Source organism: Chryseobacterium sp. 14P4.3.2, from assembly GCF_057799275.1.
Genome location: NZ_JBYOKO010000015.1, coordinates 1 through 21,091 on the forward strand (window position 1 = coordinate 1; position 21,091 = coordinate 21,091).

The 21,091-nt window shown below is 30.2% G+C and carries 16 protein-coding genes; 7 read left to right on the forward strand and 9 right to left on the reverse strand.

Features of this window, described 5'->3' with window-relative positions:
- Positions 1–25 precede the first annotated feature (25 nt).
- From AC27VX_RS18590 to AC27VX_RS18620, 7 genes are all read left to right on the forward strand, one after another.
- Positions 26–6,265, forward strand: a complete 6,240-nt coding sequence (locus tag AC27VX_RS18590) for an RHS repeat-associated core domain-containing protein (RefSeq protein WP_488697213.1) — start codon at positions 26–28, stop codon at positions 6,263–6,265.
- A 4-nt stretch (positions 6,266–6,269) separates the two neighbouring features.
- On the forward strand, positions 6,270–6,737 hold the full coding sequence (locus AC27VX_RS18595; RefSeq protein WP_488697215.1) for an Imm44 family immunity protein: 468 nt from the start codon (positions 6,270–6,272) through the stop codon (positions 6,735–6,737).
- Positions 6,738–6,919: 182 nt separating this feature from the next.
- The gene (locus AC27VX_RS18600; protein ID WP_488697217.1) at positions 6,920–7,810 is read left to right on the forward strand and encodes a hypothetical protein; all 891 of its coding nucleotides are present in this window, start codon (positions 6,920–6,922) and stop codon (positions 7,808–7,810) included.
- A gap of 2 nt (positions 7,811–7,812) precedes the next feature.
- Positions 7,813–8,370: a hypothetical protein gene (locus tag AC27VX_RS18605; RefSeq protein WP_236855305.1), complete on the forward strand. Its 558-nt coding sequence runs from the start codon at positions 7,813–7,815 to the stop codon at positions 8,368–8,370.
- Between the two features lie 221 nt (positions 8,371–8,591).
- Positions 8,592–9,044 carry a DUF4304 domain-containing protein gene (locus AC27VX_RS18610; protein ID WP_488697219.1) on the forward strand — a complete coding sequence of 151 codons (453 nt, stop codon included), beginning with the start codon at positions 8,592–8,594 and terminating at the stop codon, positions 9,042–9,044.
- A 143-nt stretch (positions 9,045–9,187) separates the two neighbouring features.
- The gene (locus AC27VX_RS18615) at positions 9,188–9,595 is read left to right on the forward strand and encodes a DUF4304 domain-containing protein (protein ID WP_236855308.1); all 408 of its coding nucleotides are present in this window, start codon (positions 9,188–9,190) and stop codon (positions 9,593–9,595) included.
- 156 nt (positions 9,596–9,751) lie between these two features.
- Entirely contained in the window at positions 9,752–10,216 is a 465-nt protein-coding gene (locus AC27VX_RS18620) for an Imm44 family immunity protein (protein WP_488697221.1), read from the forward strand.
- A 224-nt stretch (positions 10,217–10,440) separates the two neighbouring features.
- Here the strand turns inward: AC27VX_RS18620 and AC27VX_RS18625 are convergent, their stop codons facing one another.
- The 9 genes from AC27VX_RS18625 to AC27VX_RS18665 all read right to left on the reverse strand — a co-directional run bounded on the left by AC27VX_RS18625 (position 10,441) and on the right by AC27VX_RS18665 (position 21,079).
- Complete coding sequence (locus AC27VX_RS18625; RefSeq protein ID WP_488697223.1) at positions 10,441–12,984, reverse strand: KAP family P-loop NTPase fold protein; 2,544 nt, start codon at positions 12,982–12,984, stop codon at positions 10,441–10,443.
- A gap of 128 nt (positions 12,985–13,112) precedes the next feature.
- A complete protein-coding gene (locus AC27VX_RS18630; protein ID WP_488697225.1) occupies positions 13,113–13,796 on the reverse strand; it encodes a hypothetical protein in 684 nt (227 codons plus the stop codon).
- Between the two features lie 87 nt (positions 13,797–13,883).
- Positions 13,884–16,562 carry a DUF4365 domain-containing protein gene (locus tag AC27VX_RS18635; RefSeq protein WP_488697227.1) on the reverse strand — a complete coding sequence of 893 codons (2,679 nt, stop codon included), beginning with the start codon at positions 16,560–16,562 and terminating at the stop codon, positions 13,884–13,886.
- 383 nt (positions 16,563–16,945) lie between these two features.
- Positions 16,946–17,233, reverse strand: coding sequence for an Ivy family c-type lysozyme inhibitor (locus tag AC27VX_RS18640; protein ID WP_488697361.1), 288 nt, complete (start codon positions 17,231–17,233; stop codon positions 16,946–16,948).
- A 12-nt stretch (positions 17,234–17,245) separates the two neighbouring features.
- A complete protein-coding gene (locus tag AC27VX_RS18645) occupies positions 17,246–17,734 on the reverse strand; it encodes a hypothetical protein (RefSeq protein WP_488697229.1) in 489 nt (162 codons plus the stop codon).
- A 1-nt stretch (position 17,735) separates the two neighbouring features.
- Complete coding sequence (locus AC27VX_RS18650) at positions 17,736–18,071, reverse strand: hypothetical protein (protein ID WP_488697231.1); 336 nt, start codon at positions 18,069–18,071, stop codon at positions 17,736–17,738.
- Between the two features lie 481 nt (positions 18,072–18,552).
- Positions 18,553–19,626, reverse strand: coding sequence for a BT4734/BF3469 family protein (locus AC27VX_RS18655; RefSeq protein WP_488697233.1), 1,074 nt, complete (start codon positions 19,624–19,626; stop codon positions 18,553–18,555).
- Entirely contained in the window at positions 19,614–19,895 is a 282-nt protein-coding gene (locus tag AC27VX_RS18660; RefSeq protein ID WP_488697235.1) for a helix-turn-helix domain-containing protein, read from the reverse strand. Before AC27VX_RS18660 ends, AC27VX_RS18655 begins: the two co-directional genes overlap by 13 nt.
- Positions 19,896–19,966: 71 nt before the next feature.
- The gene (locus tag AC27VX_RS18665) at positions 19,967–21,079 is read right to left on the reverse strand and encodes a hypothetical protein (RefSeq protein ID WP_488697237.1); all 1,113 of its coding nucleotides are present in this window, start codon (positions 21,077–21,079) and stop codon (positions 19,967–19,969) included.
- Between the last annotated feature and the right edge of the window lie 12 nt (positions 21,080–21,091).

Sequence of the window (21,091 nt, forward strand, 5' to 3'; positions counted from 1 at the left end):
ATCGCTCGTATTATCTTTAATTTCAGTGTTCTGCTTTGCCCAGAATTTCCATGATACTAAAGGAAATATTGAAGTAAACAGAGTTGGACAGCTGCAGTTTTCATTGCCCCTGGACCTTCCTCCGGGAATAAAATCAGTATCACCACAGATTAGTTTGGTTTACAACAGTGAATCAGGTAATGGTATAGCTGGATATGGATGGAGAATTTCAGGAATAACCACAATCAGCAGAACATCTAAAAACATAGAAAATACCGGAGAGGTAAAAGGACTTCAGATGGACTTCTCTGATTATTACAGTTTTAATGGTAAAAGACTGGTACTCAAATCAGGAGAATATGGTAAAGACGGCGCTCAGTATGTAACAGAGAAATATTCCAATGCGAAATTTAAATCTATAGGAACTGCCGCTGGATGGTATGGTCCGGAATATTGGGAAGTGACTTTTGAGGACGGTTCTCAGGCCTGGTATGGCCGTAGTGCAGATGCCAGAATTCCAACTGAATATAATATAAGTGAATGGCAAGATCCACAGGGAAATTATATTTCATACAATTATGTACAGGGAACTGGTGCTGCCCTGATAAGCAGCATAAGGTGGGGTGGTAATAAGGATATGAACACGCCTCACATGAACACCATACAGTTCACCTACAATGACAGAGATTTAAAAGAAGAATCTTATGTACAAGGACTCAGATCTTACCAAAACAAGATTCTTTCCGAGGTAAAAGTAATTACAGGTAATAATCAGTTTAAGAGATACAGCATAGAGTATACAGGTAATGGAACCAATTACCAGTTTGCTGGAAAAATTACTGAGTATAATGCCAATAATGAACCTGCGAATCCTGTAACTTTCAACTATCCTCCTATGGTAAATTCTTCTTATGCAGAGTATACTGCGGAGCCTGAGCCTTTTAATGATGTTAAGTTGGTAGGGGATTTCAACGGAGATTCTTATCTGGATTTTCTGATGAATAACGGTACAGTAAAGCTGGGTGCATTCAATGAGACTTTTTCAACTGTTTCTACAGGTAAAAATTTTGCCGGTAATGCTAAAGTAGTCAGTACATTATTAGATGAAGAGGGACAAGTGTATAACGGGAATGGGATTGTTGAATATAAAGACAGCAGAATTTATGGCTATATTTTTAGAAATAATGATTTTGTAAAAGTATTCGATAAAAGTCTGGGTAATACAGTATTTCACGGTTCAGGTGATAATTTAATCCTTGAAGTAGGTGATTTCAACGGGGATGGCATACCTGATGCCTTTCTTGATGATGGAGCTCCGGCTGGATTTAATGTAAAGGGGATTGTAGACCTTAAAAATCCAGCTATTCCATTAATTTCCTTGCTGCTCGCTCCGGGAATCAATGAAAATATTTATAAGGAACGGAAGTATCTGGATATAGACGGAGATGGAAAAGTGGAAATTATCAATGTCTCTGATTCACAGTATACCGTTTTTGAGTTTGTAAAATATGACGCTACGCAGTACCAGCAAAAAATAAGGTTTTCCGGAAACCTGCTTGAAACTAAAGACCCTGAATTTCCGGTCTTATACGGAGATTATAATGGCGATGGAAAGCTTGACTTTGCGATTCCTGTTACAGATTATGCCATAGGAAAACCTGACGACTGGAGATTTTACATAGGAGTAGACAATGGGTTTGTCCCTTTCCTGAAGAAGAAATTCTTTACCTACAGGAAGTTCCAAAAGGAAATGACCGGTAATTATGCCAAATTTGCAAAGCAATATTTCTTTTCGGTTACGGACATGAATAAAGATGGGAAATCTGATATTGTTCAGGTGTTTTCCTATAATCAAATCAATATGTTTAATACCAACTATAGGAATTTCGGGTATACGATAAGTGCTAAATTGGCTAATGGATCTGACGTTAACGGAACTCCTAATTTTACTTCCAACTGGTCATTCCAAAGCCCGCAGTATGAGATTCAGGACCTGTTGGATCTTACGCTGTTTACTCCAATTACCAATTCTATAAAATCCGGGAATAATTATTACAATGTTTTTTTATACTGGAAGCAGTTCCTAAAAAAAATAAAAGGACCTACTGCTGTTTCTGAGTTAGCAAGAGTGGCTTCAATTACCCAGGGAGGCGTAACTACCTCTGTAAAATACCTGGAAGTAGTTCCCGGTAATACAACTACTCCTGATTTTTATAAGAAAGAAAAGAAGGAGCTTTATCCTTACTACTCCATGGGCAGGGTCGATCAGGCCTATGCCGTTTCCCAGCTTGCAGAAGAAGGAAGAAAGCAGGATTTCCGTTACAGAGGGCTTATAGGAAATCTGCAAGGAAAAAAATTATTGGGTTTTCATCAAATCGCCCGTTCATCATGGTATGCTGAAGGTTTTGAAAACACCAAAATATGGTCGGGATCACAAATAGATCCAATTTTGGATGGAGTGCCAGTAAAAGAATGGAGCATTAGAACGAACAATGAAAGTATTATTTTTCCGGCAGATATTTCAGAGAATAATACCCAGCTGTTAAGCTTTGAATCTGTAGAATATAAAGCAGATAAGCTGCTGAACGGTCAGGTAGTTACTTCTGTACCTTCGGGATATCAATCCAAAATTGTTACGGCAATTGTTCCTAAGTTTACCAAAACAAAAGATTTCTTAACCGGGACAATCACTCAAAAAGTAACGACTTATGAAAACTATTATCTGCCTTCCAAAATAGAAGTGAGTACCAATTACGGTTACGCTGTATCTACCACAGAGTTCGACTATGCCCATAATATCTGGGGTACAGGAAAAGACTATTATTTAGGAAGACCTACCAATAAGGCTGAAAAAACGGAAGCTTATGGTGATATACAAAATACCTTTACTACTTATTCCTATGAGAATAACCTTTTAAAAAGCAGCCAGTTTTTCCCTGGAAATAATACAACCCAAGCAGTGACTGAAGGATATTCTTATGATGGGTTTGGAAACATTATATTCAAAAAAACGGTATCTGGTATTGATGGGAATTCAAAAGCTCAGAAAGATGCGTATGATTCTACAGGAAGGTTTATTGTTAAAAAAACTGATAATCTAGGACGAGAAACGCAGTTTACCTACAACAGTCTAGGGCAGATACTAACCCAAACAGATCCGGATGGCAACACTTTAGCCAATACCTTTGATGTGTGGGGTAAGCTGGTAAGTTCTGCTTCCAGCCTTGCAGGAACAACGACTTACAAGTACGCTAAAGACAACCAGTACAATGAAATGATTACCCGCAATGATCCTGATGGTGATGTTTCAAAAATTTATACCAATAAGCTGGGACAGGAATATAAAACATCTTCCAAAGCCTTTACACAGGGACAATATGTGTCTAGAGACATTCAATATGATATATTGGGTAGGAAACTCAAGGAATCAGAGCCTTATTTTGAAGGGCAGTCTGCCAGCTATTGGAATACTTTTGTTTATGATGATACCGTATTTCCGCCAAAGGTAAAGAGTACAGCATTTACCGGAAAACAAACAGAGACTATCATATCAGGATTTACTACAACGGTAAAGGAAACCAGTCCACTGGATTACGGAAGGACAACTTCCCAGACAATGGATGCTTTAGGAAATGTCATATCATCAACCGATAAGGGAGGTACGGTACAGTTTTCTTACAATGCCGAAGGCCAGCAGATCCAGGCCAAATACGCACAGCATATTGTGACCACCAAGTATGATGACTGGGGGAATAAAATACGGGTAGAAGACCCTTCTACCGGGGTATATGAATATCAGTACCTTGGTTATATGGGATCACTTTCAAGAGTTAAAAGCCCAAGAGGTGAGAAAAGATATAAGTATAATACCCTGGGACAACTTATCAGCCTAGAGGAGAAATCTACCACGGGTAACCAAACTGAAAAGATGATGAGTTTTTCCTATAATAATAAGGGAAGACTCAATGAAAAAGCAGGAATCTCCAATGGTAAAAAATATATTTACACAATAAACTATGACCCTCAGGGAAGGACAGTTTCCTCTTTCCAGGAGACCCCTGAAGCATATTTCTCAGACAAAAATATTGTTTATGACAACAATGGAAGGATAAGCTCATATGAAAAAGCAATACAGACTTCCACAGTAACAACCAATGTTGCTGTAGAAAATCTGTACAATGCATGGAATGGTGAGTTGTATCAGGTTAAGGATAAGACTTCAGGGAAAGTTTTATGGGAGCTGAAAGAAATCAATGCAAAAGGACTGCTCGTAAAGGCTAAATTGGGAGCGGCTGAGATTAATAATGAATATGATGGTAATGGATTTTTGGCAAATGTCAATCACTCCTCATCTTTAAAACCGAATATTCTTAATATTTCTTACACCTTTGATGCTATTAGAAATGAACTCAAAAGCAGAAAATCGGGAACTATTGAAACTGAATATTTTGATTATGATGATAACAACCGCCTGGTAAACTGGACCGATCCGGTGACAGGACTTAAGCCTTCTACCAATAGAAATACATATGATGTAAAAGGAAGAATCATGGAAAATGATCAGGTTGGAAACATCAAGTATGAAAATGCAGACAAAATATATCAGGCGACCGGAATGACTCTAAACAATGAGGGAATGGAAAATTATGACCAGGATCTTGTTCAGACTGTTCTTTACAATGAGAATAATGACCCGGTATATATTGCTGGGGAAAAAGGTTCTGTAGCATTTCAGTATGGACTGACCGGTATGAGACAAAGGGTGACGTGTAAAGGAGTTTTTAATCCGGAAGATGACGGAGAATTCACCAAGCTATACAGCGAAGAAGGAAGCTTTGAAGTAGTAAAAAACAATATAACTGGAAAAGAAAAACACATCATTTATATTGAGGGGAATGCATATGAGAGTAATATTGTATTTTTGAAAAACTTTGATGATAGTAACGGATCATTTAATTTTTTGCATAAAGACTATCTGGGAAGTATCTTAGCTATTAGTGATGAAGCCGGAAAAATGCTTGAGCAAAGGCATTTTGATGCATGGGGCAACTTAACCCATCTTCGTATCGGAAAAAGTAAATTAGCTGTTGGTAAAGAAAATATAGCCATTCTGATAAACAATTCCGAAGGAATGCTTATAGACAGAGGCTATACCGGACATGAGCACTTTATAGACGTGGGAATTATCCACATGAACGGAAGACTCTACGACCCACTGCTGAGAAGATTTCTGAATGCGGACGAAAATATCCAGGATCCTTTTAATACCCAAATCTACAACAGGTACGGGTATGTGATGAATAATCCAATGATCTATAATGATCCTAATGGAGAGTTTGCGTGGATCCTTGTAGGAGCAGTTGTAGGAGGCTACTTAACAGGAGTAAAAGCCAATGGCTCATGGAACCCTGTACAATGGAATTGGGGAGCTACCTGGGGGAAAATAGCAATGGGTGCTGCCGTAGGAGCATTTACCGGAGGGGTTGGAGCCGCTGTAGGTTCTGCTGCTCTTACCGCAGCCGCATCATCCGGAATACAGGGAGGTCTTTTAGGAGGAGCCATTGCCGGAGCATCTGGAGGAGCTGCTGCAGGTGCTATCAACGGATTTGCAACCGCAGTAATGTTTGGGGAAAATGTAATAGAAGGAACCATGATGGGTGGTTTGTCAGGAGCCGCTATAGGAGGTGCTGGAGGCGCACTATTAGGAGCTGGAGGGCAGATTGTCAAGAATATAAAGGCGGCTGAAATAGGTGCTCCGCAAGGAACAATATTAAAGGGCGCTCCTATTGCTCAAGGTAGAAGCGCATGGACTTTAAATAATACACCGAAAACTACCACTGTAGGGGTAACAGCGCTAAAACCACAAACGGGGAACCTTGTCGTTGGAGAAGTTAATGGTGGATACGCTGATGAAGTTGTTGGTTACCAGCTTGTTGATGAGGGAGCTGCCAAAGTGCCAATATATAAGGAAACGCCTAAATTTAGCTATCAAGGTAAGAACAATTTTACTAAGACTTTTGCTGCTAAATCTACAGACGTTGTTCATGGAAATTCATTGAAAAGCGTTAGACCAACGTGGGGGTATAAGCTTTACTCAAATGATGGTACCTTTTTGAAAAATGGAATTACTTCTAAGCAAATACCAGAAACGAGATATACTCAAAAATTTATGCAGGATAAATTTATGATACGCGTCAAACAATTTGAAAATAGAAAAGCTGCTTGGGATTGGGAGTTTGATGAAAATCAGGTAAATAAAGGGCCTTGGAATAAAAATAATCATTAATACAATGGAAAATACAGATAATAATATTTTGGGATGCTTCTTCAGTATCGGCTATAATCCCAAATTAAGCGAACAAGAGAAACTTGATTTAGCTAATGACTTTAAATTATACATATTTAATGAGAAAGGTATTAGTAATGATCTGGCGAAGCTAAAGTATGAGAAGTACGGAAGGGATATAAAATTTATTCTGTTTAAATTCTATGTGAACTTCAGTCCACTTGAATTACAGCAAATAAAAGAAATAGAATCTTACCGCAAAAATGAAAAAGCTATAGGCATTCCTATCATCGTAAATGATGAAAATTTCTTCAATAAAACAGAAGAAGGTAGGTATGAATTTTTAAAACAATCTATTTTGCAGAAAATGGATTTGCTTGCAGAAGTTGTGAAGAAACGAAAACTGGACACCAATATGGATTTATTAAAATCTAATTTGGAAAAAGTTTTGCAAGAATTCATTATCAAGTAGTAATTTTTTAAATGAAGCTATCCGGATTTTCGGATAGCTTGTTTATACTTTTGGGGTCAGCTCCCGAAACGGAAAATATTTAGGGTTAAGGATGAAATCTATCATAATATTATTTTAATAGATAAAAAGTTGATTGTGCTATATTTTCCTTTTTCGTTGATCTACCTTTTTTATCCGAATGTATGTTGAGAGAATTTATACTCCTTTCAAAAGACTTAATAAAAAGTCCAATAGGAGATATAAATGAAAATGAAACAGATCAATATAGACGAATATTTGACTTTGATAATCCATTAGATGATTCTTTAAGAATTGAAAAATTAAAAGAATTATTTACGACCGCTGGTGCTCTTAGTGGATTTGCTACCGCAGTAATGTTTGGTGAAAATGTAATAGAAGGAACCATAATGGGCGGTTTGTCAGGAGCCGCTATAGGAGGTGCTGGAGGCGCACTATTAGGAGCTGGAGGGCAGATTGTCAAAAATATAAAGGCGGCTGAAATAGGTGCTCCGCAAGGAACAATATTAAAGGGCGCTCCTATTGCTGAAGGTAGAAGTGCATGGACCTTCAATAACACCCCGAAAACTACTACGGTAGGAATAACTCCAGTGAAAACAACCCCTGTGGTAATTGGAGATATTGGTGAGAGTGTTGATCAACTTGCCGGCTACAATCTTGTCAATGAGCAGCCAGTTCCAATATATAAGGAAGGACCTCAAAAAATATACGAAGGGAATTATACAAGCAGTAAAGGAAGGCTGGGAAATGCAGAGACAAGAGCACAAATATCTGAAATTTCATCAACGTTGGAAAGTAGAGGATATAAAATAGAATTTGGAGGGCAAAGAGGCTTTAAAGAAGAACATCTCAAGCCTTTGAATGGAGGAAGAAAAGGAGGCTCTTATCTTGATATTACTGCTACGCATCCTAAATACCCTACATTAAGGATAAATACGGTAGATGTATTGAAGGATGGTGTTACTCCTAATGCAAGAGAATTGAGAAATGCGATAAGAATAAGAACCCAAATTCAACCAGGAGAACATTTATTATTAATACCTAAAAAGAAATAATTATGGCAGGCAAACAATTAATGTTTTATGCAACAAAAGAAGATTTAATTCCAATATTATCCCATATAGAATCTATATTTGATATAAAATATGTATTGACAGGTCTATTTGAATATAATATTCCCACTATTTATGAATCATATGAGGAAATTCTAGACTTAGGATATATTGATAATCCATACTATGGATCATCTCAAAATAGCTTAATGATAATGGAAAAAAGTAATGAGGTTATCGTTCGAGATATTCCCCAAAGAAAAGGAGGTATTTTATATGCGGTTGATCCAATGAAAAATCTTCAAAGTATAGAACTGAGATTAGGAGGTATTTATACAAAAAAAGAAAATATATTGGTCGTAAGTAGGACTGCTTATGTTAACGAAAACTCATTTTCAGAATCTACCTATAAAGAACTTATAAAAAAGATTAAAAAATCTTTTAAGAAATATGATTTTATGGAATGGATTGGTCCGAATGCAGAACAAAAACTAAAAGAAGGTTGGCGTTTAGTAGAGGACGCAAGGCGTTCAACAAATTATGATTTGAGATATAAGGGATAGCATAAGCATTATTTCAGGCGGTATGAAAACATATCACCTGTTTTTCACCCTATTCCTTACCTGAATAAAATAGTTCTAAATAGTAAAATTAATATTATGGACATTTTAAAAGAGTTAAAAAAGGAGCCGGAGATATGATTCCAGGATTAGTAAGGAGAAACTTTAATTTACTATAACATGCTAAGGCGTACTTGTAGGCTTTATTGTATAAAAAAATAATTATGAACAGTAAAGAATTTAAAGAAATATTCGGAGAAATAGCAAAAAATAATGGATTTGAAAGTGCTTTTGGAGGTTGGTTTAATGATGGAGTTGAAAGTATCGTAGTACTTGATTTACAGAAATCAAACTATGGAGAATATTTTGAATTGAATATTAAAATTTATGTTCAGGGTATGTTTGGTAATAATTATTTTAGAAATAAAGATTTGGTAAAAAAAGAGATAGGAAATGTTTCAAGAAGGCAACCGTCTGAATATAGATCTTTATTTAATTTTGATGAACCAATGAATGATCAGGTAAGAAAAAATAGATTAGAACAATTTTTCACTGAATTCATTACTCCTTTTACAGAAAGAGCATTATCTATTTCGGGACTTTTAGAACTGGAAAAGCGTAAAGAAATTCATATTACGCCTGCTGTAAATGAAGAGTTAAATAGACTTTTAAAGTAACTATTTATAAAACACATACTTTTAAATCAGGGGCTGCCTGTATTTGCGGGGTAGCCCTTTTTTATAAAGTGCTTTTAAGTCTAAGAAATTATAAACATGTTTAGAGGTTTATTGTTAAAAAGAGATTTATCGAAAAACAAGAATTGATCAAACTTTTAGATGACATATTTATTACGGCTGGATTTAAAAGGAAGGGTAATAATTGGGTAATGAATGGAGAAGAAATTAATAAGATAATTAATCTTCAAAAATCCCAGTATAATAATTCATTTTATATTAATTATGGTTATGTAATAAATAGGTTACCATTAAACGGTTTTGTAAATCATGTAGATAATCGTTTAAGTTCAGCAAGCAATTTAGAAGATATACGAATATCAGAAAATATGAGAATAACCTATTTATTGAGTCTAGAATCAGACATAGCGGATAATGACAGGCTTGTTCAGTTGAAAGAACTCATAAATGATAAAGTATTAACTGAAATGAATTCCACAAACAATGAGCAGGATTTATTAAGCATTTTAAAAAATGGAATTACTTCTAAGTAAATACCAGAAACGAGATATACTCAAAAATTTATGCAGGATAAATATATGGAGCCTATCAAGAAATTCGAAAATAGGAAAGACGCATGGGATTGGGAATTTAATGAGAATCAAATTAACAAAGGACCTTGGAATAAAAATAATCATTAATATAGAAACATGGAAGAGAATACAAATATATTAGGTTGCTTTATGAAAATTGGATTTGATCCTAACTTAAAAGAAAATGAATTTACAGCAATATCGGAAGCATTTAGACCTTACATTTGGGGAGAAAAAGGCATTAGTAAAGAACTGAAAAAGCTTCACTGGAAAGATTATGGCAATGATTTAGAATTAGCTCTATTTCAATTTCATGTAAAGCCATATATAACAGAGCTCCAATATATAAAAGAAATAGAATCCTATCGCAAGAATGAAAAAGCTATAGGCATTCCTATCATCGTAAATGATGAAAATTTCTTCAATAAAACAGAAGAAGGTAGGTATGAATTTTTAAAACAATCTATTTTGCAGAAAATGGATTTGCTTGCAGAAGTTGTGAAGAAACGAAAACTGGACACCAATATGGATTTATTAAAATCTAATTTGGAAAAAGTTTTGCAAGAATTCATTATCAAGTAGTAATTTTTTAAATCAAGCTATCCGGATTTTCGGATAGCTTGTTTATACTTTTGGGGTCAGCTCCCGAAACGGAAAATATTTAGGGTTAAGGATGAAATCTACCATAATATTAAACGCAGTATTCATAAGGGTTTGTAGAGATTGACTATTTCCCGATACAGAAAGTTTCTCCTTACTGTTTATGGGCTGTTATAAAGATTTAGTATCCAATTTGTAAAAATCCATTATCTCATTGTAATTATTTCGTTTGATTCTCTACTAAGTTTTAAGTATTTAAAATCATATATAACCTCTTCCCAATTGTTGTTTTTAGCCTTTAAATAAAAATCTTTAAACTCAAATTTCAAAGGAGTTTTCTCTTCATCTATATCACTAAGAATCAATTTTTCAAAATTTTCTACATTATCAAAAATATCTTCAATTGTTTTTAAATGAATTTTTCCAACATCATTATCCATACCCCTCTCAATAACTGATTTAATGAAAAATTCAGCATTCTCCTCATCTTTCAGTACATTAATAATTTCCTCCTTTACTTCTTCATATATAGTAAAAACTTTAAATCCATTATCAAAGCTAAGTTTCTTACATAGTTTAAATAGTGTCCAAAAACTATTATCTAAAACAGTAGTTTCTTTTAAATATTTCAAAATATAAGATTTCAAAATACTATTTATTTCATCTGTATTTAAAATAAACTCTAACTCTTCTCTAAATGCATTTGAGTTTATAGCATATAGCACTTGCGCCAGATATGTATACGGATATACTGCATTAGTAAATATGCCATTAATAAATTGTTTAAGTTCATTTTCAGATTGATATAAGCTAATGATTTTTGTATCACCTTTATAATATTGAATTTTATATCTGAATTGTTGCAAATCAAATCCTATTTTTTGATTTTTATTTATTTGAGAATCAATGTAAACAAGCTGTAAAATAGACTTTATTGTATTTTCAAATCCAATACTATTTTTATAATTGATATTACCTAATAAGCTAAATTTCAAATCTTTTTCTTTTCCAATATTAATCCATTCAGAAATAGTTTTTCTTCTATTTTCTTCGTCAAAACTTAATAATTTTCCGAAATCAACCTCTGATATATTCCCCCTAAAAACTGTACTTGAAAAATATCTTTCGAATTTATTTGAATAAGATATTGATAGTTTTTTCTCTTCACTTTTTGATGTTGAAGAACTAATTCCAGTTTTATCGTAAATTCCAAAAAGATTCAACAATAATAATTTTATCTTTTTCTTTTCAATCTCTATTATATTATTTTGTATGCAATATTTCTCTAATATATCTCCTATAACTGTTTCTTCAAATTTAGCTTTATTTTTTGCATCTAAAATTGAGCTTTTTTTTGTCTCAAAATATTCTGCTAAATTATTTTTCTCATCTAAATATCTAAAGTACAACATGTTAGACCTTTCTCTTAATAAAGTCTCTTTCTGTGAATATAATATTTTATATAAATACGGATATTTTAATTTTAATAATTCAATGTAAAAAAGATCAACAAAGTTTATTTCATCGAAAAAATCATTAAAATTTATATAAATGGAATTAATCAGCTTTTTAATTTGCCTGATATTGTTAACCCAATTATTAAAGTTATTATTTATATTTTCTTCATAATCAAAAACATCAGAATTATCCATTCCAATATCTAAAGCATAATCAACTCTTTCCTTATATTTTTCACCAATTTTTTCTATCAAATTTATTCTGAATATTTCTTTAAGAATATTTCTATCAAAATATGGAAGCATTAGTTCTGTATTTATAATTTTATCTAAATAGTTTATAGAAGAATATTCATTTAAACCATTTATGCTACTAACAACATATTCTCTATCATAGGCCATAATAAAATATGTCCTCTGAAAATTTGCTGTGTTTCTTATCAATTTCAATAATTGAAAAATCTCTTCATTATCTAATCTGTCAATATCATCTACAAAAACGACTATTTTTTTATTCAATAATTTTATTTTGTTATTGATATTATTGAATAAAGTTTCTAAGGATTTTTCTCTGTAAAAAATATTCTTTATCGTTTTCAAAACAGAATTATCTGTTACACTAACTAATTCTTCGGAGTATTGATAAACCTCATTTGAAATATCATTTTCTGTGAGTGATTCAGATAAAGAATTAAAGAAATCCTTTATCAAAACTTTTTTATCAAATCCCATCCAAGGATTAAAATCTACTATAATTTTATCTGAATCATTTTTTAATTCATTTTTCACCATTTCTAAAATAGTAGATTTCCCATTTCCCCATTCACTATTTATTCCAATGGTATAAGAAGTTTCAAAACTATTTTTGTCAATTATTTTTTTTATTTTTTCAACAGTTTTAGAAAACAAATTATCTAATTGATCATCTCTTCTATTCTTAATAGGAGAATCTTCTTCCAACGTGTTTTTTTCCTTATTTTTTTTAACTCCAAAATATTTTAAATAAGTTCCTAAATAAACTAAGACGATTATGAAAATTACATCAAAATACATTAAGCGATGCAATAATTCAAAATTTAAAAATTCAAAATGATTATTTATAAATCTTTGGTAGTAATAAAATCCACCAATTAATAACAATAAAAGTGTTGACCTTATATTCGGAATTAATTTTATTGTTATTAATATGGTAGCTATTAAAAATCCTATAAGCAAAGAATCTAATAAATATGAATTTTCTACATCATAGATTTTAGAATTCTCAACTATATAATCAAATGTTGATTCCAACAAAGGGGTAAATATTATGATTGAAATAATACTTACAATAATTAAAAAAATGTTTTTAACCGGCGGCTTTTTAAATATAAATTTATTAATCAAATTATCTTAAATTACGTTGTTTTGGATTGTTGAGGCAGCTAATCAATGGATAGAACAACTGCTCTAATTTTACTGAGAATATCTAATAGCTCCTTCTTATAGGGTTCAATAAACTCACTGCGTATAAAAGCACTCAATTCTTCAAGTTGTTCTGATGATAGTTGATAATCCATCGGATTTCTACCGTCAAATAATCCAATTTCAATTTTTTGGGAAATATTTTCAAAAAAATCATAAATGGATTGTTTTCTTGCATTTAAACTGTTAAGTATATTAATATAGGGAACTTTTATATTGTTTTCCGTAAATTCTTGATTTAATTTTAGCTTTACATGTTTATTATTTATACTACAAATAGTTTGAATATCACTTAAACCTGAAGTTTCATAACATTTTCCAATATCACTAAGAGATAATTGGCTTTTATGATATATTGAATCAAAAAAAGTTTCCCAAATACAACCCGAGTAAAGAGATAAAATTGTAGTACAACATAAATCTATATCCTTTGGAAGTTCCCAAGAGTCAGAACCTTCTTTTGCTGTGTATTCAATTCTACCCCAAGGTTTTTTATACTGCTTACTCCACGATATGACTATCATCTCAACCTTTGGTTCAGGCTGTATATCATTTAAAAGAATGTTAGCTATTAAATGACCCGTTTCATGCGCCAAAACTTTATTAATTAATCTAACATCTCTTTTTTTAGCTAAATCTCCCATAAATCTCATCAATAATTAGTTGTAACTCTCTGATTTTCAAAATTAAATTTTATTATTAAATTCTTATAATTAATAAAAAATCAAATATTAAGCAAAGTTCTTAAAATATATTTTCGCAACTCCTTCAATATAGTTTTCACTTAAACTTTTATATAACTCTTCTTTCAATTTTTGGGATTTTCTAAATCTATCAAAATAGTATATTGTTTTACATTCTAATATCCAATAAGGATCAAAGTTTGAGTAATCATAATTATCTATATCCATTAGCCAACGATAGTATTCAAAATACTTTTTATGAGATTTATTTAATAGATTTTTTAAATCTTTATCAAATTCTAAATCGTATTTATATGCTAAGTTTATTATTTGTGATAATCGTATATTATCATAACCTCCCCAATAATTTTCATCTTTAGACATATCTGGAACTGTAGATATATATTTTTTGAACATATCTTTATCAAAATCTATTAAATCATAAATAACAGAATAGCCATAAAGCTCATCATCAAATTCTTTTTTTAGACTTTCAGTTATTTTAAATTTAATATTCTCTTTCAGTTTTTCACTCAGTAGTGTAAAAGAATAAAATAAGCTTCTAAAATACTCGTTTTCAAAATCTATTTCTATTTCCTCTAAATTCTTAATTTTTAAGATATTTTTTATGAAGTCTTCTAATTCTATTTGAGTACATTTCTCTGCATAAATATTAATTGACTTACCAAAACCATATCTATTGTAATCATCATAAAAAAATAAATCTAAAATATTTTTTATTCTTTCTTTATTTATGTTCACTTCATTTTGCTCTATAAAACTTACTAATTGATCATGCGGAATATTATTCTTATTCTTTATTATATTACTGAGTTTAATGATGTTTGATACAATTATATCTTTTTCTTTAAATTCAACATCTAACAACGATATAATGACTAATATTTTATTTAGAATTTTTTCAATCTTAATAGGCTTAAATAAACCTCCTAAGTTTTCTATGCATTCATTGGAATCAATAAGATTCAATATTAATTCATTAATTCGTTTTGGAATTTCATAATGGTCATCTAAAACAATTCTCTTTATATTATATTTCGCTAAAAGGTATTTTGAATGCTTTTCATCAATATTAAAAATCCACATTTTTATCACATTCCAATCGAACTTTTCATACCTATCAGTTGTAGAATTTTTTAGTGTATATAAAGCAAACATGCATTCTAATATTTTTTTTGACAGTTCTTCATATTCAGAATAATGGTTGAATATTATAAAATTATGTTCCAAATAAGATTCAAATCTTAAAAATGAAGATCTTAATATATCATATTTGTTATTTCCATATGCATTTCCATACTTATCTCCAAAAGAAATCTTTTGAATTTCAGAAAAACATTCATCTATACTGTCTTTGACATCCTCATAAAATCTTTTTTCCTTGATATTTTTAAAAATATCTAAAAAATATGGTGTTTTCTTCTTAATTAACGGTTCATCAATATCAAGATTTATTGAAGATAATTTTTGTAAAATTTCTTTTTCATCTTTCCCATAGTAAGACCATTTAATTAGTTTTCTTAGCTTTGTTAAATTATACGTTAATATTGTATACTTAATAGGGTTATCAATTCTATCCGCTTCATCATAAATATTATAAAAAATATCCGCAGAACTTTTGTACTCTCCTAACAAATAGTAAGTATATCCCTTTCTTAGCGTTTCGTAAAGAGTATTATTATCTTTTGTAGTTTCATTTAATAGTTCAATAGTTCTTTTAACATCTAATCTTTCTAAGCTACATCTCTCACAATTGCATTTATTAGATTGAAATAATTTATGTACACAAATCTGTTCTTTTTGTCCTTTTCCCCTCCATCTGATATGGTGAATATGATTTATTAGTAAAAAAGAAACTATATTTTTTATTTTTTCATTTTGATTATCGACAAGGTTTTCATCATCTGTTAATGTGAATTGGTCATTTGACAATTTTACTTTTTCCATTAAACTGAAAAACTCTTCATTATAAGTGTAAAAACTAAATCCACTTATGTGGCTTTTACTATCTTCAGATTCACCAAATGATAATAATTTACAAATTACTTTTGTAGGAAAAACCTTTATTCCTTCAAATAAATTTAATGTATAATCAATTTTATCAATAATATGTTTTTCACTTATTTCAGTTTCTATTTTGGAATAATTAGCTTCGTAATTTTCATTTAAAATATTTTTCTTTCTAATTTGAATTAATTTCGCATTTTCAATCTTATTAAGAAAATCACTAAATGTATTCTCATTCAAAATATTTTCTGTTGGTATATATATTTGAATAGCACCAATATCATTATTTTTTTGTTCTAAAATTCTATCTCTTAAAGTAATATCATTTTGTATATCATACCAATAAATATTATTATTCTTCAAATCACATATTGTGAAAATTATTGCTTCGTCAAATTCAGCATAATAATTAATTGCGTTTCTTAGACTAATTCTATGAGATATTTTACCAAAATTTAAATCGTCATCATTCTTTATAATCGGTAGGTCAGTAAAAGTTCCTTTATTCTGATTTCTAAAGAAAAAGATATGTTCTTCATTTTCATTTGTTACATCAAAATAAAAGTCTGTTCCATTATCTTCTCCTGCTGAAGCTGAATGTTCTTTTAGCTTCATATTATTTTGTAGAAAAAGGTTTCTGAATTTACCTTTCAGTTTGTCATCAGCTTCTTTTCTAATATAGTCATTATCATATTTCATATTATTTAACTTAAAAAAGTCTTCTTTACAGGTTTTTCTTTTAGAATAATCAATTTAACCACACTAATAATTTCCTACAGCTCTATATAGGTTTTCATTTCTTTTATCAATGTCTAAGCTGTTAATTAATTCTTTTGATTTTAATGTATTTAACAGTTTATAATTATACTCTGTTTTAGTTAATATTTTTTGGAGCAAGCGAACTTAGTAGAGTTTTGGTTTTCTCCACATCAACTTCTCTATTTCTAAAGAATTTCGAAAATAAATTTCTCTTCATAAATATGTGAATTGTACATTCTTACAAATTTAATTAAAAAAGTCCTCTTTTCAAAAGAAGACTTTTCCACAATCATCATAAAACCAATTACTTCATATCTTTTCAACTAATTTGAGAACATCTCGTTTTTACTTTTAATATTATCCTGTTCCCACTGCAATAGTTGTTTGGGAAAATCATCTGTCTCACCAAATTTATTTATTTCTCCTTCTACTATATAACCCACATATAAAATATCCTTTTTCAAATCTACTACTATAATGAAATTAGTCATATCACAATTATGAGCCTCACAACCTCCTGCTTCTAAAATGTCATTTTCGACCATAATCCCTCCTTCAACTGCCCATGTAGTTTTCATATACTCATATCTTTTCTTTCCAATTAAGCTTATTAATCTTTTTTTTTAAATAGGATTACTTAAAAGTTTCACATCATAAGAGTATTCTCCATTAAATTTTCTAAGAGAGTTCAATGAAGTTTCTTCTGTTTTTGTATTCGAAATATTATTCCTCTTAACATTTTCTTTTTTAGTAGTGTTTTCAATGGTATCTTCTACAGGCTGCGTTTCATTTTCTTTTTTCCGAAATAAGCATCCCATTAATCCAATTGTATTTTCATCAATTATATCAAAAATTAACTGTCCTCCTTCTGAATTATTAATTACAATTTTATCATTTTCAACTTTAAATGGAAATCTCATAGTAGATTTAGTTATTCCATTATAATAATATCCATCTTTTAATTCAATATAACCTACGCCAGAACAAGCACTTTCATAAACATTGTTGTTTTTTTCTTTATTTTGCACATATTCGTAAATTCCATCTAAGGATTTGCCTTGTTTACACGAAAATAATAGTGCCAAAACAAAAAATAAATATATTTTCTTCATTTTAATTGTTTTTTGTTAAATCATTATCTCCTGAAATCCTTACATAATGAACTTTACCTAAGGTTGGAACATTTAATACTAAATCGCCATCAACATATGTAAATATCATCTTGCCGTTTTCAACATCCACCTTATCATCATATTGTTTACAATTCCAAATTTCATCAATGTATTTAATTTTGTTTCCATTAATTATCAAATCTTTCTTAGAATTAGCCATTCCAAACATCTGAATATTCATAGAATACGAACCATCATATTTATGGTTTGTGGATTTATTACAGGCAGTAGTTATTAATGTTAAAAAACACAATAAAACAATTTTGATTTCTTTCATAGTTAGGGGTTTTAATATTCAATTTTATAATTCTTTTTTTGATATTCCTTGCGGAAACCCGTAATAATGTGTGAAAACAAAAAAACAGGCTTGAGACATTATCTCTACCTGTTTTTGAGGTGGTCGAATACCTATCCACAAAGTAAAGCAACGCTCAAGCCATAGCCTGAACATTTCGCTTAACTTATTCCTGTGGATATTCTGAAGTTTCGACCTTTCAAAAACAGATTTCAGTTCGCTAAATGTATTTTTTAATATGTAATTATCTTATTTCTATCTAATAATATTGGTTTTGTGGGGTAAATCTAAAACTTTTATCTAATTCTTACAACGTTTCTATTTTTTAATTTTAATTCAAGTCAATTTAAACACTGTTCTCAGTTCGATATTTCATTTAATGATAATATATCAAGATTTTATAATAAGTTTGGAGAAAATGAATTAAAACATCTCCTCCAAGCATATTATTTGTGTTACTTAATTAAATTTCATCTATTTTATAAATTGTCTCTAAGATTGTAATCATTCCTAAAATAAACATTTCCTTATCGTTCTCTGTTTTCAGTTGCCCCATCACATCTTGATATTTTTTGGAAAATGTGATATTGAGTTTAGAAGAAAATTTTTCAAAAACAGAAGTTTCTGATTTAATTTCAATTTTCATTTTAATATCCCTTAACAATTTCGGTCTCCATTGTCCAAATTCATATTTTTCACTCATATAACCATTCCCTAATGTAAATTCAATTTCATACTCAGAAAACCCATCTTCAAAATATTTCATAACACAATATTCAGTGGCTAAAACCTTATCTATCCCATAACCATTACAATTTTCGCCTAATAAGTATATAAATTTATTTCTGTATCCTTCTTCAAATTTTAAAACATTATTTGTAAACTTAATTGCATACTCTATTTCTTTTACAAAATCTTTATCAAAAATTTCTGGTGGCACTTCTTCCTGAGAAACTTTTTCCAAACTTTCAAATTCAAAAATTTCAGAATTTTCATTATAGAAAATTTCAGGATCGTAAGAATAAAAACAGAGCCGATTGACTTCATAAGTGCTTTCATCAAACTTAACATTCAAAACAGATTCAAAATATTTCATCAGTCCTTTATAAAGTTCGGGGTGCTTTTCAGAATCATTATTATTAGTTATCACAATGATTTTCATCCCTTTACCCGATGGTGACCGAAATACTACTCTAACAAAGGAGTATTTCTTAATCTTATTAAAAATTCTTTGATATTCTTCTTCATTTTGAATATTATCAATATCAAACACCATCCAACCATTATAAAACTGTAAATTTTTGCTTTCTCTACTATTTTTCAAATATTTACCAGCAATAATGAACGCAGGCAGTTCACTTTTAAATCTTTTGAAAATTGAACTTTTACCCTTTTTCTGCAGTTCATTTCTCAACATCTTAATCTTTGCTTTGATTCGATATCCAGTCCTTATTTTTTCAATAATTCCTTTTTCAGATACCTCTTCACTATTTGTTGCAAAAGAATTTTTGTATTCGTTAAACATTAAATTTTCCATCTTTTAGAGACTTTAAAGTTCAACATTGAGGCTACTTCTCTCGCTTTTTCTACACTGCTTCTACGTTTTGATAATAGATACTCATCTAAATCTGAGATTTCAAAATATAGTTTTCCATTGTTTGGTCGGTAAGAAATAATCTCTCCTTTTCCTGCTTTTCTTCGTACCGTAATCACACTTAGACTTAAATAGAACGCTGCTTCTTTTGCTGTCAACATTCTTTTGTTGAAGAAATCTAAAATATCTTCACATTCATTTTTATTACTCATAATCTTAACTTTTTTAAAATTTTCAGTAATATTAAGGTTGTGAAATGAACGTGTAATGCACGGTTTGTGCATTAGAAAATCTTTGAGAAAATATCTTCTATATTTCGATATGTTTTATTTGGTCTATTTGGTTTAAAATTATTTTCTCTCAAACGTTTAATCGAACGTGGAATACTATTACTATAATTAAACCCAGTTTCATTTTCATCTTCGGGTTCAAAACATTTTCCAATTTTTTCCGTAAATAATGCGATTGTACTATTGTTAAAATATGTATCAGAAAATCCACATATGTTTTTTAGAAAAATTATTAAGCTATCCCAATTAATTCCTTTTGTTGATAGTGGTAACCATACAATTTTATTTTTAATATCTTTCAAAGGAGATTCTGTAAAAATCAATTTAAAATCTTCAAAATTCATTTTCTGAATGATATTTTTTTCTTCTAATAAAGATTGTATCTTCCTTAATTTTGGAATATCATAAGTTGAGTTAAAAGTTTTATTTTCAGAAAAAACTTCATCAACAGAAATTTCTTTTTTATTCTGTGATTTTAGAAAAATCAAATATTTGATGTAATCATAAACGAAAGATAATTCAACAGCGAAGTTTTGTAAGGATATAACCATTTTTTCTCCCTCACTAATTTCTAAATCGGATAAAACATTTGGTTCTCTTAGTTTGAGTTTTACATACTTATAAACATTCTCACTAACTCCCGTTTTTTTAATTCTATCATAAGTTATTTTTTCCTCTGATATTATAAGTTTTGAACGAATTTCATTTGATTCAAAAAAACGTTTTTTAAGAATTTTAAACGTAGGCGTATCGAAATTATACTTTTCTGAATTGTTAGAGTACTCCTGATGACATTCCTCAATAATCCAATTTAAATATTGTAATTTTTCTTTATTCCTTTTGGGTATGATTGATATTACAGGTTTAAACTCTGTATTGTTTTCATCATAAACTATGAATTCGTATTGAAGTTTAAACAGAGAGAGATTATTATCTTTCCAAAACAACAATTTCTCTCCGTAATCTTCAATTTTACAAAATTTATTTTCAATAGATTTAATATAATCTTTAGTTTGTGGTTTACTATTTACTAATTGTACCCAAACTGCTCCTATATCAAATCTAAGTTTTGATTCTAAATATTTTTGTTCTTCAAAAGAATCCATTAAATTGTATTT